At 63.0% G+C, this 13,460-nt stretch carries 12 protein-coding genes; 3 read left to right on the top strand and 9 right to left on the bottom strand.

Annotation, left to right across the window (positions count from 1 at the left end):
• Positions 1–184: 184 nt before the first annotated feature.
• On the bottom strand, positions 185–1,045 hold the full coding sequence (locus HDG37_RS36370) for an AAA family ATPase (protein WP_184056114.1): 861 nt from the start codon (positions 1,043–1,045) through the stop codon (positions 185–187).
• Positions 1,027–1,788, bottom strand: coding sequence for a toprim domain-containing protein (locus HDG37_RS36365; RefSeq protein ID WP_184056112.1), 762 nt, complete (start codon positions 1,786–1,788; stop codon positions 1,027–1,029). The genes HDG37_RS36370 and HDG37_RS36365 overlap by 19 nt, the downstream gene beginning before the upstream one ends.
• A gap of 268 nt (positions 1,789–2,056) precedes the next feature.
• Here HDG37_RS36365 and HDG37_RS36360 point away from each other — a divergent pair, with 268 nt between their 5' ends.
• Positions 2,057–2,812, top strand: coding sequence for a complement resistance protein TraT (locus tag HDG37_RS36360; RefSeq protein ID WP_184040829.1), 756 nt, complete (start codon positions 2,057–2,059; stop codon positions 2,810–2,812).
• A 114-nt stretch (positions 2,813–2,926) separates the two neighbouring features.
• Here the strand turns inward: HDG37_RS36360 and HDG37_RS36355 are convergent, their stop codons facing one another.
• A complete protein-coding gene (locus tag HDG37_RS36355) occupies positions 2,927–4,444 on the bottom strand; it encodes a sensor domain-containing diguanylate cyclase (protein WP_184056110.1) in 1,518 nt (505 codons plus the stop codon).
• 436 nt (positions 4,445–4,880) lie between these two features.
• On the opposite strand from HDG37_RS36355, the gene HDG37_RS36350 reads away from it, so the two are divergent.
• Positions 4,881–5,468, top strand: a complete 588-nt coding sequence (locus tag HDG37_RS36350) for a LysE family translocator (RefSeq protein WP_184056108.1) — start codon at positions 4,881–4,883, stop codon at positions 5,466–5,468.
• Positions 5,469–5,508: 40 nt separating this feature from the next.
• On the opposite strand, the gene HDG37_RS36345 is transcribed toward HDG37_RS36350, so the two are convergent.
• The 6 genes from HDG37_RS36345 to cadR all read right to left on the bottom strand — a co-directional run bounded on the left by HDG37_RS36345 (position 5,509) and on the right by cadR (position 11,057).
• A complete protein-coding gene (locus HDG37_RS36345) occupies positions 5,509–6,378 on the bottom strand; it encodes an AraC family transcriptional regulator (RefSeq protein ID WP_184056106.1) in 870 nt (289 codons plus the stop codon).
• A 142-nt stretch (positions 6,379–6,520) separates the two neighbouring features.
• Positions 6,521–7,315, bottom strand: a complete 795-nt coding sequence (locus tag HDG37_RS36340; protein WP_184056104.1) for an ABC transporter substrate-binding protein — start codon at positions 7,313–7,315, stop codon at positions 6,521–6,523.
• A 64-nt stretch (positions 7,316–7,379) separates the two neighbouring features.
• Positions 7,380–8,534: a pyridoxal phosphate-dependent aminotransferase gene (locus HDG37_RS36335; RefSeq protein WP_184056102.1), complete on the bottom strand. Its 1,155-nt coding sequence runs from the start codon at positions 8,532–8,534 to the stop codon at positions 7,380–7,382.
• Positions 8,535–8,875: 341 nt separating this feature from the next.
• Entirely contained in the window at positions 8,876–10,279 is a 1,404-nt protein-coding gene (gene dbpA, locus HDG37_RS36330; RefSeq protein ID WP_184056100.1) for an ATP-dependent RNA helicase DbpA, read from the bottom strand.
• Between the two features lie 23 nt (positions 10,280–10,302).
• On the bottom strand, positions 10,303–10,503 hold the full coding sequence (locus HDG37_RS39860; protein ID WP_090802271.1) for a hypothetical protein: 201 nt from the start codon (positions 10,501–10,503) through the stop codon (positions 10,303–10,305).
• A 122-nt stretch (positions 10,504–10,625) separates the two neighbouring features.
• Positions 10,626–11,057 carry a Cd(II)/Pb(II)-responsive transcriptional regulator gene (gene cadR / locus HDG37_RS36320; protein WP_184056098.1) on the bottom strand — a complete coding sequence of 144 codons (432 nt, stop codon included), beginning with the start codon at positions 11,055–11,057 and terminating at the stop codon, positions 10,626–10,628.
• 81 nt (positions 11,058–11,138) lie between these two features.
• On the opposite strand from cadR, the gene HDG37_RS36315 reads away from it, so the two are divergent.
• Positions 11,139–13,457 carry a heavy metal translocating P-type ATPase gene (locus tag HDG37_RS36315; protein ID WP_184056096.1) on the top strand — a complete coding sequence of 773 codons (2,319 nt, stop codon included), beginning with the start codon at positions 11,139–11,141 and terminating at the stop codon, positions 13,455–13,457.
• Positions 13,458–13,460: the final 3 nt, after the last annotated feature.

Raw genomic sequence — 13,460 nt, 5'->3', positions numbered from 1 at the left:
TCTGAAAAATATCCGTAACCTCGCTGCATGGGATACCGCTATGCGGGACTCCGTCCTCGGCCTTGCCTGATACGGGCCTTCATGCGGAAGCCCTGGGTCGAACCTGATGCTCACAACTCCGGCAGAACCGTTGCGTGAGTTCGCACTCGACGGTGTGGTTTCGCGCAAAACAGGACGAGCCACACTAGCTTTTCGGGAAACTGGCCGCCCTAACCCGTGCCGGGCTATCGTCGGACTCGATCACACACGAAGTGACAACCTCTTCGGCGTCGTCATCATCCAACTCGACGACCTTCAACGCGAACCCGGTTTTCTCGCCGTCCGCGTCGTCCTTGCTCTTCGCGACCGACCACTCGCGGCGGTCGTTCGTACGGTTCACTTCAATTGCCGAATCCAAGGCGGCAAAGAGGCTGCTGTGACCCCGCAAGCCTTTCGTGCTGTCTTTGCCCGTGTGGTGAACAACGAGAACAGTGCAACCCGTACGGTTCATCAACTCTTTGCATGCGCCGATAAGGACACCCATGCCGGTGCTTGCATTTTCATCGACACCCGGCGCGGCCCGGTTCAACGTATCAATGACGAGCAAACCGTTTTGACCACCTTGTGCGATTACTGCGTCCGCCAAGTCGCGCACATCTTTTTGCTTCTGGAGTTCGACCGCCTGAGTGACGAAACGAAGATTTGCGGGCAACGGCCGGCGTTGTTGCTTCGCCAATGCGCGGGCACGTTTAGACATACCCGGTGCGCCTTCCAGCGCGCAATAAGTAACCGGTACGCGCTCAACGCGCTTCCTAAACCAGTCGTCGCCATTCGCAATGGCCGCACAAATATCCAAAGCGATGAATGACTTGCCAGAGCCGCTGGGGCCGAACAAAGCGACGAAAGAAGCGGCCGGGATCACGCCGCGAATCAGCCACTTCAGCAGCGCAGCGTTCAACAGTTCGTCCGCAGAAAGCATCGGATAGCGAGTGAGCGGCATCGACATACCGACGCGTTCACCGCGATCAACGACGTCCCGCATGATAGTTACTGCTTCTTCTTGCATAAGCCCTCTTGTAAGGTATCGTTCAAGTCGTTTTCCAATTGACGCGTCACCACGACTTCAGCCCCCGCGTCAGCCCAGCGAACTGCGCACGTACGCGCAGCAACTTTCCCGGCTGGATCGTTGTCCGCTGCGATAACAATGCTTTCGATGCCCCGCAGGTACGGGAATACAGCCAAGTTGCCGGCGTCAATAAGGGACCAAACAGGCCCGTGCGCCCACGCCAGGGAAAGCGCCGTTTCGATCCCTTCGGCGATTCCTAACCCGTACGTCACCGCCTCATCCGGCCAAAGGCGAATCACCCCACCTTGCTTGCGATGTCTGCCCAACAGAAGGCGCGGCGGGTCAACGTCTGCTTTGTTTCCGTCGGCGTCAACCCAGGTGCGGTGAAGACTCAACGGACGACCCGTCAACGCATCGGTTATGAGGCCAACGAGCGCCGGACCGACGTAACCGCTTGGATGCTTCAGACGCGGGTGAAAACGAAGGTCACTATCAACGGGCGGAATATGGCAGCGCCTTGCCTCCAGATACGCGACGGCGACGCCCGCTAGCGGCTGGGTTTCCGACCAAAGCGCGCGACCGTAGTCAGAAAGTTCGTCATACTTGCGCGCTTGCAACGGCACTGGGACTGACTTCGCCCGGCTTACTACACTTGCGCCGTGCTTGGGTCGGTAGCTTTCGGTCATGTTGCAGCGAAAGCAATGCGCTACACCGCGCCCGTCCCTTTCGATCGTCACACCCATTCGCAAACTACTGCGAGATTGCGCAAGCTGCGCAGCCCTATCACCATACGCCCAACATCCGCTCCCCCGTAATGGCCATGCCATTACCCAATTAGCATAATTTCGCTTCTAACCCTAAAGATTCCCAAGCTAGCAGCCGACATTCCACATGCCCTTCCTTTCCTCATAAGCATGCAAGGACGGGTATCAGCGAAGAAATTAATTCAAATGATTGGCCAGCGTGCAGCAGGGGACCGTAGTGATCTGCTGCAGAAACACAGGGGAAGTTATGAAATTGAACAAACTTGCACTTACAGCAGTTCTTCTGGCTACGGCCGGCACCACCAGCTTGCTGACCGGCTGTGCGGCGACCCAGGTTGCGATCAGCAAGCACGATCTCGATGTCCAGACAAAGATGTCGGACACGATCTTCCTCGACCCGGTCGCCGATTCGAAAAAGACTGTTTTCGTGCAGATCCGCAATACCTCCGACAAGCCTGATTTCGACATCGCGGCTGACGTGAAAGCGGCCGTCTCGGGCAAGGGATACCGCATCGTCGGAGACCCCGACCATGCGCAATATATTCTTCAGGCAAACATCCTGCAGGTAGGCAAGGTCGCGCCGTCGGCGGCCCAGGAAGCATTCGGCGGATATGGCGCCCCTCTTGGCGGTGCCTTTCTTGGCGCGGCCGCCGCGGCATCGTTTGGTAGCACGCATGCCGCGCCGATCGCCGGCGCGGCCCTCGCTGGCGGCCTGATCGAACTGGTCGCCAACGCTGCAGTTAAAGACGTGTACTACACCGCCATTACCGACGTGCAAATCAAGGAGCGCCAGCACAGTGGCGTAGCGAGCCACGAAAACTCCACACACAACCTGCACCAAGGCAACAGTGGCGGCACAACCGTGACCTACAGCGAAGATACGAACTATCGTACGTATCAGACCCGCATCTTGAGCGTCGCCAACAAGGTGAATCTCGAGTTCGCTGAAGCAGCGCCGCCGCTGCGCAGTGGGCTGGTGCGCGTTATCGCTGGCTCGTTCTAATCCAGGCACCGACAACCGGCGCGAGGTAGCACGTCGCGGAAATCAGAAAGGGTTGCACGCGAAAGCGTCGCAACCCTTCTTCATTTCCGGCGCAGAAAAATCAGGAGCGACCGGTCACCCAACTCCCATCTGCGCGACCCTATTCCTGCCACCGGCCTTTGCCGTATACAACGCCTCATCGGCAGCCCGAACGACGACGCTGACATCCGTCACCCGATCCGAGCGCGACGTGGTCGCACCGATGCTGACCGTCACGCGACCAAACTCGCAGCCCCGGTGCGCGATGCCCAACTCGCCGATCGCCACGCGGATGTTCTCGCCGACCACCCCGGCACCGGCGGCGTCGGTATCCGGCAGCACCACGACGAACTCCTCGCCGCCGTATCGACCGACGCAATCGCCCGGCCGCTGGATCGCCCTGCGGATGCAGCGCGCGACCGCGGTCAGCGCGACGTCGCCGGCCTGGTGACCATACGTATCGTTATAGGCTTTGAAGTGATCGATATCGACGAATAGTAGCGACAACACGCTGCCCGTGCGGCGCGCGCGCAGCCATTCGCGCTCGAGCGTTTCACACAGCGCGCGGCGATTGGGCAGGCCGGTGAGTCCGTCCGTGCCGGCAAGCCGTTCGAGCTCGTGCTCCACCCGCTGTCGCCGCCGCAACTCGGCGCCGAGCCACGCCGCCAACACAATCACGCCGATCCCGAAGATCAGCATCAGCGAACCGATCGTCAGCGCGCGCCCCCACCAGCCCGCATAGATATCGTCGGTCGCCTCGGCGACCAGCACGATCAGCGGCAATTGCGGAATCCGTCTGAACGAGTAAAGCCGCTCGGCGCCATCGAGCGGCGAAGACGCGATAAAGCTGCCCTCGTCTTTCGCGAGCAGGTGCTGGAAGAACTCCGTCTTGCTGATGTCGCTGCCCGTCACGTGTCGGTCGTCGGGCCGTCGCACGATGATCGCGCCGTCCGTTCTGACGATCGACACCGAGCCATGCTGCCCGATCCGCAGATCCGCGAACAGGCTCGTGAAATACTCCTGATCGATACCGAGCGCGACGATTCCCGCAAACGATCCGTCAGGCCGGGACAGTCGCCGACTCAGCGCGATGCTGCGCGAACCGGGTCTGAGTCTCGAGTTGTACGGCGCGCTGACATCGAGCTCGAGATCCGGATCTTCACGATGAATCCTGAAGTACGGACGGTCCGAGAGGTTTCCCCCGCGCGGCACGTCGCTATCCGAATCGATCACGACGTCGCCCAGTGCGTCGATCACCACCATCGCGCCGACGTATTGCCCGGTCGCCGCGCGATCGAACAGGATCTCGCGCCGCAAACGCGGCGAATCGAGCACGCCCGGACGCCCGAGGCCATCGGCGACGGCCTGCAGCGACAGCGCGTACAGCTCGAAATTGCGCGCGATGTCGCGCTCGGTGATCGTCGCGACATCGCGCGTCGAATCGAGTGCGCGCGCAATCGCATCCTCGCGGCTCTGATACAGCGCGTAGCCACACAGCGCGAGCATGGCGAGCACCACGCCGCATCCCGCGTAGATGACGCCATCGCGTGGCATCCGCCATCTGCGCGCCCATGCGATCAGGACGCGAAACCGGGCCTTTCTTTTGTGGATCATGTGCTCTGCGTTTCCAACGGCGGGAGTCCGTTTGTCGAAGTGCTCACTACGCTTCCGGTTTGTTGGGACAGAGCACCCAGCAGATAGCGAATCCATACGCAAGTGGAATCACGCATTTTCGAGGCTTCGGACTGTTTATCGGGCCGAATAATCGCCCGCTGCATAGGGGCATATCATAAGTTTCGATAAATAGAATTTACCTGATAATTCAAAAATTGTTTTTCCTCGGTAACGTTTGCGCGTATTTCTTTTTTAAATTCAAACGCGTGTTTGTTATCGAATCATCGCGTCATCGCCTAATGTTTTTGTGAACCGTTGAAGCCGCAGCGGTTTTACCTTCTTATCGATTGGGCAATTTCCTTCAATACATGCCCTCGCCGCCTCGTTACCGTTGAGCGTCGCAATCCATTCGCACACTCACGTTTCGAGGCATCCGATGACCGCATTACTCTCGATGGCCGCGTTCGCGCTCGCCAGTTCCATTTCCCCCGGCCCGGTCAACGTCGTCGCGCTGAGCGCCGGCGCGCAGCACGGGCTCGCCGCGAGTCTGCGGCACGTCACTGGCGCGACGGTCGGCTTCACGTTGCTGCTTCTATTGATCGGCCTCGGCCTGCACGAATTGCTCGCGCGCTTTCCCAATCTGATCGAGATCGTCAAATGGGCGGGCGTGGGCTTTCTGCTCTACATGGCCTACAAGCTCACCATCGATGACGGCCAGCTCGGCGCGGACAAGCCGGCGCGCGGGCCGTCGTTCGCGCACGGCGCGGCCATGCAATGGCTCAATCCGAAGGCGTGGCTCGCGTCGCTGGCCGGCATGGGCGCGTATGCGGCCGGCGGCGACGGCGGGCTCGTCTGGCAATTCACGGCGCTGTACTTCGTGATCTGCTATCTATCGATCGCGAGCTGGGCGTATGCCGGCACGTTTTTGCGCAGGCATCTGCGTGAAGCGAAGCGGGTCCGGGCGTTCAATCGCGTGATGGCGGCGCTGCTCGCGCTCAGTGCGATGTATCTGCTCGTCGAGTGACGCGAGCCGCGCCTGCTTCCTGACGCGGCTTCATGCCGCGTCACGCTCCGCTGCGATATTGGCCCGGCGTCGCCGCCACCAGCCGCTTGAAGGTGCGCTGCAAATGCGCCTGATCGGCGAAGCCGGCATCGAGCGCGACGTCGGCGATCAGTGCCCCGCGCCGCAGTTGCGCGCGACTGTACTGGATGCGTCGGTTGATCAGATACGCGTGGGGCGTCATGCCGTAGCGCAGCTTGAACGCGCGTATCAGGTGCGACGCGGACAGCCCGGCGGCTTCGCACACATCGTCGAGTTTCAGCGCGCGCGTGCAGTTTTCGGCGATGTACTCCGCGGCGCGCGCGAGTTGGCCGCTCACGGCACGCTCGGGCAGGCTCGCCGGATTGAGCGTTTGCTGCACGCTGGAGAAGAAGGTGATGGCCGCGCTTTCTTTGCGCAGCGTGTCGATGTCGTCGTTACTGGCGAGAATGGCGCACAGCCGGTTCAGGCCGTCGAACAGCGCGGCGTCGAGCGTCATGATCTGCGAAAACGCGCGGAACGCATGATTCTCGTTGAAGCCCAGTTCGTGCTGCAGTTTCGTGAACCACGCAACGTCGACGTGCAGCATCCGATACGACCACCGCTCGCCGGCAACCGGGTTGCACGCGTGCACATCGTCGGGGTTCATCATCACGACGGCGCCCGCGCCGACCCATTCCCGCGCGTGGCGGTTCAGATACACGCTGCGGCCTCCCGTCACCGCGCCGATCGAAAACGTTTCGTGCGAATGTTTGGCGTAGCAGACCTTGCGGCCATCGTCGATGGAACGCGCCTCGATGAACGGCAGCGCCGCGCTGCGCCAGAAGCGCGGCGCGTCTGCGCCTTTTGCGCGTGCGGTGTTCGCAGCGCTTGCCGCTTCGATCGTCTCGCTCATGCGCGCTCTCCGGTTGATCCGCCGACTTCGCCGTTGTCTCCGACTTCGCGAAGCCTACGTATCGTAGCCGTCAAATGCATGGCCAACAAGCGAACGCGCGGCGCCGCTCGCAAACGGCCGCCACCGCCCGAACGCTACGCGATTACTTCGCGCTGACGTCGATATTGCCGAGATATTTCGCGGCGAGCGTCTTCACCGTGCCGTCGGCTTGCACCTTCGCGATCGCGGCGTTCAACTGATCGCGCAGCGCGGTATCACCCTTGCGAATGCCGTATGCGATGCCGCTGCCGAGAATCTTGTCGTCACGCACAGGCTGACCGACGAACGCGTAGCCCTTACCTTCGGGCTTCGACAGAAAGCCCGTTTGTCCGGCCGGTGCGAGCACGAGCGTGCCGTCGAGACGGCCAGCCGTCAGATCGGCATAGACCTGGTTCTGATCCTGATACGGCAGCACGATCACGCCGGCCGGTTCCCAATGCACCTTAGCGAAGGTTTCCTGAATCGAGCCTTGCAGTACGCCGATGCGCTTGCCCTTCAGCGACTCGGGCGTCGGCTGCAAACCGCTGTCGCTGCGCGCGATCAGCTGCGACGGCACGCGATAGACGACGGTCGTGAAATCGATCGCCTGGCGGCGCTGCTCGGTCGCGTTCATCGCTGAATTGATCGCGTCGAACTTGCGGCCTTGCAGCGCCGGAATCAGGCCGTCGAACGAGGTTTCGACCCACTTGCACGTCATGTGCGCGGCCGCGCAGACCGCATTGCCCACGTCGATATCGAGCCCTCGCAGTTCGCCGTTCGGTCCTTTCGACTCGAACGGCGGGTACTGCGCTTCGAGGCCGAAACGCAGCGTCGCGGTATCGGCGGCGCTTGCGGCCGACGATGTTGCGAGCGACGCGCCGGCACAGGCCAGCGCCAACAAGCACTTGAGCAACTTCATGACATCTCCCTTCATTCTTCGACTACTTTGATGACTTCGATACTTCGAGTGTGCTCTCGCGCGCTCAGATTTCACACAAACGCCGCGCGCCTTCGAGCAGCGTCGCGTCGTCCTTCGAGAAACTCAGGCGAATCAGCCCCGAATCCGTGCCGTCGGTGTAGAACGCCGACAACGGAATCGTCGCGACGCGCGCATCGCGAATCAGGCGCAGCACGAAATCGCTGTCGCTTTCATCGGAGAAGCCGCGGAACCGGGCGAGCATAAAGAAACTGCCTTCGCTCGGCAACAGCTCGAAGCGCGATTCGCGCAGCGCATGCGCGAGCAGATCGCGTTTCTTCTGATAGAAGTCGGACAGGCCGAGGTAGCTGTCGCGATTGGCGAGCGCGTCGACGAACGCGTGTTGCATCGGCGTATCGGCGGAGAACACCATGAACTGATGGACCTTGCGGATCTCGTCCATCAGCGCGGCGGGCGCGAGGCAGTAGCCGACGCGCCAGCCGGTCACGTGGTACGACTTGCCGAACGACGACACGATCACGCTGCGCTCGGCGAGTTCCTGATGGCGCGCCATGCTCTGATGCTTCGCGCCGTCGAACACGACGTGTTCGTAGACCTCGTCGGACAGAATCACGATGTCGGTGTTGCGCGTGAGCGCCTTCAGCCGCTCGATATCGGCGTCGCTAAAAATCGCCGCGGTCGGATTGTGCGGTGTGTTGACGATGATCATGCGCGTCTTCGGCGTGATCGCGGCGGCGACTTCATCCCAGTTCACGCGGAAGTGATCGAGCGACAGCTTGATCGCGACCGGCTTCGCGCCCTGCAGGCGCACGATCGGGCCGTAGCTGTCGAACGACGGCTCGAAGTAGATCACTTCGTCGCCCGGATGCACGAGCGCGCTGATCGTCGAATAAAGACCTTCGCTCGCGCTCGCGAGCACGGTCACCTCGCTGGCGGGGTCGTAGCGCACGCCGTACAGCGTTTCGGCCTTGTCGGCGAGCGCTTCGCGCAGCGCGCCGATGCCGGCCATCGGCGCGTACTGGTTGTGGCCGGCGCGCATCGCCTGCGCGACGCCGTCGACGAGCTTCGGGTCCGGCGCGAAATTCGGCGCGCCCTGCGACAGGTTCAACGCATCGTGTTGCGCGGCCAGTTGGCCGATGACGGTAAAAATGGTGGTGCCGACGTCCGGCAGTTTCGAGCGGGCTTGCATGGCGCTCTGCATAAGACTCTCTCCCTTTCTACACCCGCCGGCGGCCGCGCGAATGGCGGCGGCGGGGCGTTCCTTCCGGTGGGGTGATTAGGCATCAGCCAAAGAACGCTCACAATCGAAACTTTGTCATGCGCGGCATGCGTTTTCTTCATGGCTCGCGCGAAGCCGCCCGACGCAGGCCCAAGCCGGCGGGTTCATGGTTTGCGGGGACGCGGTGCGGATTTCGGGGAATGCGGGTAACTGCGTAGGTATGAAGGAATGTGATGCTGAGCGGCCCGGTCGCGAAAACGGCCGCTGACGCGGCCGTTTTTCGAGTTATTGGACTTTCAAGGAAAGCCGGAGCTTCGGGTGAATCAGGCTTCGTCCATCAAACGAACCTTGACCTTGCGCCCCTTCAGCTTGCCCGCGCTGAGCCGGCGCACCGCCTCGCGCGCGATGCTGCGCTCCACCGCGACATAGGTCGACATGTCGGTCACGTTGATCTTGCCGATCTGCGAGCCCGCGAAGCCGGCGTCGCCGGTCAGCGCGCCGAGCACGTCGCCGGGACGGATCTTGTCCTTGCGGCCGCCGAGGATCTGCAGCGTTTCCATCGGCGGCAGCAGCGGTTCGTTGTTGCCCGCCTTCAGCTCGGCCAGCTTGTGCCATTCGACGTCGCGCTTGTGCGCCTGCTCGATTCCACCGACGCGCCCCATCTCGTCCATGCTCGCGAGACTCAGCGCCCAGCCTTCCTGATCGGCGCGGCCCGTGCGGCCGATGCGGTGCGTGTGCACTTCCGGGTCCGGCGTCACGTCGACGTTGATCACCGCTTCGAGTTGCGCGATGTCGAGGCCGCGCGCGGCGACATCGGTCGCGACGAGCACCGAGCAGCTGCGGTTCGCGAACTGGATCAGCACCTGATCGCGCTCGCGCTGATCGAGTTCGCCGTGCAGCGCAAGCGCATGGAAGCCCTGCGCGCGCAGCACGTCGAGCAGATCGCGGCACTGCTGCTTCGTGTTGCAGAACGCGATCGTGCTGACCGGACGATAGTGATTCAACAGCAGACCGACCGCGTGCAGACGCTCGTCTTCGGTCACTTCGTAGAAGCGCTGACGGATCTTGCTGTCGTCGTGCCGCTCGGCGAGTTTGACTTCCTTCGGGTTTCGCAGGAATTGCTGGCTCAGCTTCGCGATGCCCTCGGGGTACGTCGCCGAAAACAGCAGCGTCTGGCGCTCTTTCGGGCATTGCCTGGCGACCTTCGCGATGTCGTCGAAGAAACCCATGTCGAGCATGCGGTCGGCTTCGTCGAGCACGAGCGTGTTCAGAGATTGCAGATCGAGGCTGCCGCGTTCGAGGTGATCCATGATGCGGCCCGGCGTGCCGACCACGACGTGCGCGCCGTGCTCGAGGCTCGCCGTCTGCGGACGCATCGGCGTGCCGCCGCACAAGGTCAGCACCTTGATGTTTTCTTCCGCGCGCGCGAGACGGCGGATTTCCTGCGTGACCTGATCGGCGAGTTCGCGCGTCGGGCACAGCACCATTGCCTGCGTGCCGAATTTGCGTACATCGAGGCGCGCGAGCAGCGCCAGCGAAAACGCCGCGGTCTTGCCGCTGCCGGTTTTCGCCTGCGCGATCAGATCTTGACCGGCGAGCGCGATCGGCAGGCTCGCGGCCTGGATCGGCGTCATCTCGACGTAGCCGAGCTGCGTCAGGTTCGCGAGCGTGGCGGGCGGTAGCGGCAGCTCGCTGAATGCGGCGCCGGCGGGGGTGGGACTGTTCATAGGATCGTCTGTAGGAATCGCGATTACTCGGCCATCGGGCCCTGATCGGGGCGGCCCGGCAACTGCTCGTACAGCACCGCGCCGTTGTCGCCGTCGAAACGCTCGACGTAATTGCGCGCGCCGCACAGCGGGCAGCGGAACAGCAGCCCCTGGCCTTCGTTCTTGATGACGACGTCGGATTGCTCCCACTGCGCGCCGCAGGACTGGTTTCTACAGGTGAACACGTTGATTCTCCAACTGGATTCGATGATCGATCGGCAAGGTCGCACATGCGGCCTTGCCGTGTATGGGGTTGCCGCGCCGGCGCTGCGTCGTGACGCGATAGCGCTCGACGGCAAGCATGGCGTCAGCCGAGATGCGTATGCCGCGGACGCGGCACGGCCACATCCATGTCGGTCAGGCCGTGCACGATGCCGCAGTCTTCGACCGGATGCTCGCCGTGGCATTGGTCGCGCAGCGTCGTCAGTTGCGCCTTCAGCTGCTGAAGTTCTTCAATACGCGTGTCGATGTGCGTGATGTGCTCGTCGACCAGCGTATGCATGCCGCCGCAGCCGTTCGCCGGCGCGTCGGTCAGACGCAGCAATGCGCGGATTTCGTCGTGAGTCATGTCGAGCGCGCGGCAATTGCGAATGAAGCGCAGGCGCTCGACATGCTTTGCCGTGTAACTGCGGTAATTGGCTTCGGTGCGCTCCGCCTCGGGCAGCAGGCGCTCTTTTTCGTAGAAACGGATGGTTTCCGTCGTGCAATGGGCAATTTTCGCCAGTTCGCCGATTTTCATGGACCCTTCCTCCACGCAGCCTTGACCTTGTAGTGGCTTCAGGGTGTTTACTAGACCACAAATCGCACGAGGAAGCCACCAATGCCTGACAGCAGCCGTATTGCCACCGATCGTCCGGAACGGGAGGAAGCCTGTACACACGGGGGTTGCGGCGACGTTGATGCGCGGCGCGACCATGCTCACGGCCACGCCCACGATCACGCTGCTGTCGCTTGCTGCGCCGCTAGCGCTTTTGCGCCTGCGTCGCTGCGCCTGCCTCCGTCCGAAGCCGTCGGCGACGACCTTCGCACCGCAATCCGCATCCTGCAGATGGACTGCCCGACCGAGGAAGCGCTGATCCGCAAGAAACTCGGCCGTATGCCGGTCGTGCGTAGCATGGACTTCAACCTGATGCAGCGCGTGCTGACTGTCGTCCACGCGCCGGAGGCGCTCGAGTCGGTCCTCGCCGCCCTGCGCTCGCTCGACTTCACGCCCGAACTGGCAAGCGACGCCGGAAAGGGTGGGAACGCCAACGCGGTGCCCCAAGCAGCCACTGACGCAATGCGCAAGCCGTGGTGGCCCCTGATCCTCGCCGGCGTCGTCGCGGGAGCCTCGGAAGCCGCTAGCTGGCTCGGCGCGCCGGCCTGGGTGGTGGCGGGTATGGCGGTCGTCGCGATTGCCTCCTGTGGCCTCACGACATATCGCAAGGGCTGGGTTGCGCTGCGCAACGGCAACTTGAACATCAACGCGCTGATGAGCATCGCCGTGACCGGCGCGGCGCTGCTCGGCCAGTGGCCCGAAGCCGCGATGGTGATGGTGCTCTTCACGATCGCCGAGCTGATCGAGGTGCGCTCGCTCGACCGCGCACGCAACGCGATCGAAGGGCTCATGCGGCTCGCGCCCGAACAGGCCAGCGTGCAGCAGCCCGGTGGAGCGTGGCAGCCCGTCCGCGTCGACGCGATCGTGCCCGGGATGCTCGTGCGCGTGAAGCCGGGCGAGCGGATCGCGCTCGATGGCGAAATCGTCGCGGGCCGCTCGAGCGTCGATCAGGCGCCGATCACCGGCGAGAGCCTGCCCGTCGACAAGGCGATCGGCGACGCCGTATTCGCCGGCACGATCAACCAGGCGGGCTCGTTCGATTATCAAGTGACGGCGGCCGCGGGCAACACGACGCTCGCGCGGATCATCCACGCGGTCGAGGAGGCGCAGGGCACGAAGGCGCCGACGCAGCGCTTCGTCGATGAATTCGCGCGCGTTTATACGCCGATCGTGTTCGCGATTGCGCTCGCCGTCGCTCTGGTCCCACCACTCGTGTTCGGTGGAGCGTGGCACGCGTGGGTGTACAAGGCGCTGGTGCTGCTCGTGATCGCGTGTCCGTGCGCGCTCGTGATTTCGACGCCGGTGACGATCGTCAGCGGGCTCGCGGCCGCGGCGCGCAAGGGGATTCTGATCAAGGGTGGCGTTTATCTCGAACAGGGTCGCAAGCTGACCCGGCTGGCGCTCGATAAGACCGGGACGATCACGCACGGGAAGCCGGTGCAGACGGAGTTTGAGGTGGTTGGTGACGCGCGTGAAACGTTCCGATACCGCACGCTTGCGGCAAGCCTCGGGGGCCGCTCCGACCACCCTGTTTCGATGGCGATCGCTGCTGCCGCCAATGACAACGGCGTCGAACATCTGCACGTCGATGCGTTCCAGGCGATCGCTGGACGCGGCGTGCGCGGCGATATCGACGGTATCGCGTACTGGCTCGGCAATCATCGCCTGGTCGAAGAGTTGGGCCGCTGCTCGCCGCAACTCGAAGCGCGTCTCGATGCGCTCGAACAGCACGGCAAAACCGTCGTGATGCTCGCCGATGCGCAGCGCGTGCTCGCGCTGTTTGCGGTCGCTGACACGGTGAAGGAAACGAGCCGCGCCGCCGTCGCCGAATTACGGCGGCTCGGCGTCGGCACCACGATGCTGACCGGCGACAACCGTCATACCGCCGAGGCGATCGCGCAGCAGGTCGGCGTCGATGAAGCGCGCGGCGATCAGTTGCCCGAGGACAAGCTCGACGCGCTCACGCAATGGTCGAGCGATGGCGCGACGGTCGGCATGGTCGGCGACGGCATCAACGATGCGCCCGCGCTCGCGCGCGCTGACATCGGCTTCGCGATGGGTGCGATGGGTACCGACACCGCGATCGAAACCGCCGACGTCGCGTTGATGGACGACGATCTGCGGAAGATTCCGGCGTTTATCCGCTTGTCAAAGGCGACGTACTGGGTGCTGGTGCAGAACATCGCGCTCGCGCTAGGCATCAAGAGCGTGTTCCTCGTGCTGACGTTGATGGGCTTCGGCACGATGTGGATGGCGGTGTGCGCAGATGTCGGTGCGAGTTTGCTGGTAGTGGGCAATGGGTTGAGGTTGTTGCGCAAGTGAGTG

The sequence above is a fragment of the Paraburkholderia sp. MM5384-R2 genome, from assembly GCF_014201025.1.
GTDB lineage: Bacteria > Pseudomonadota > Gammaproteobacteria > Burkholderiales > Burkholderiaceae > Paraburkholderia > Paraburkholderia tuberum.
The sequence above is the reverse complement of the archived record's forward strand: the minus strand, read 5'-3'. Positions and strand labels throughout refer to the sequence as shown.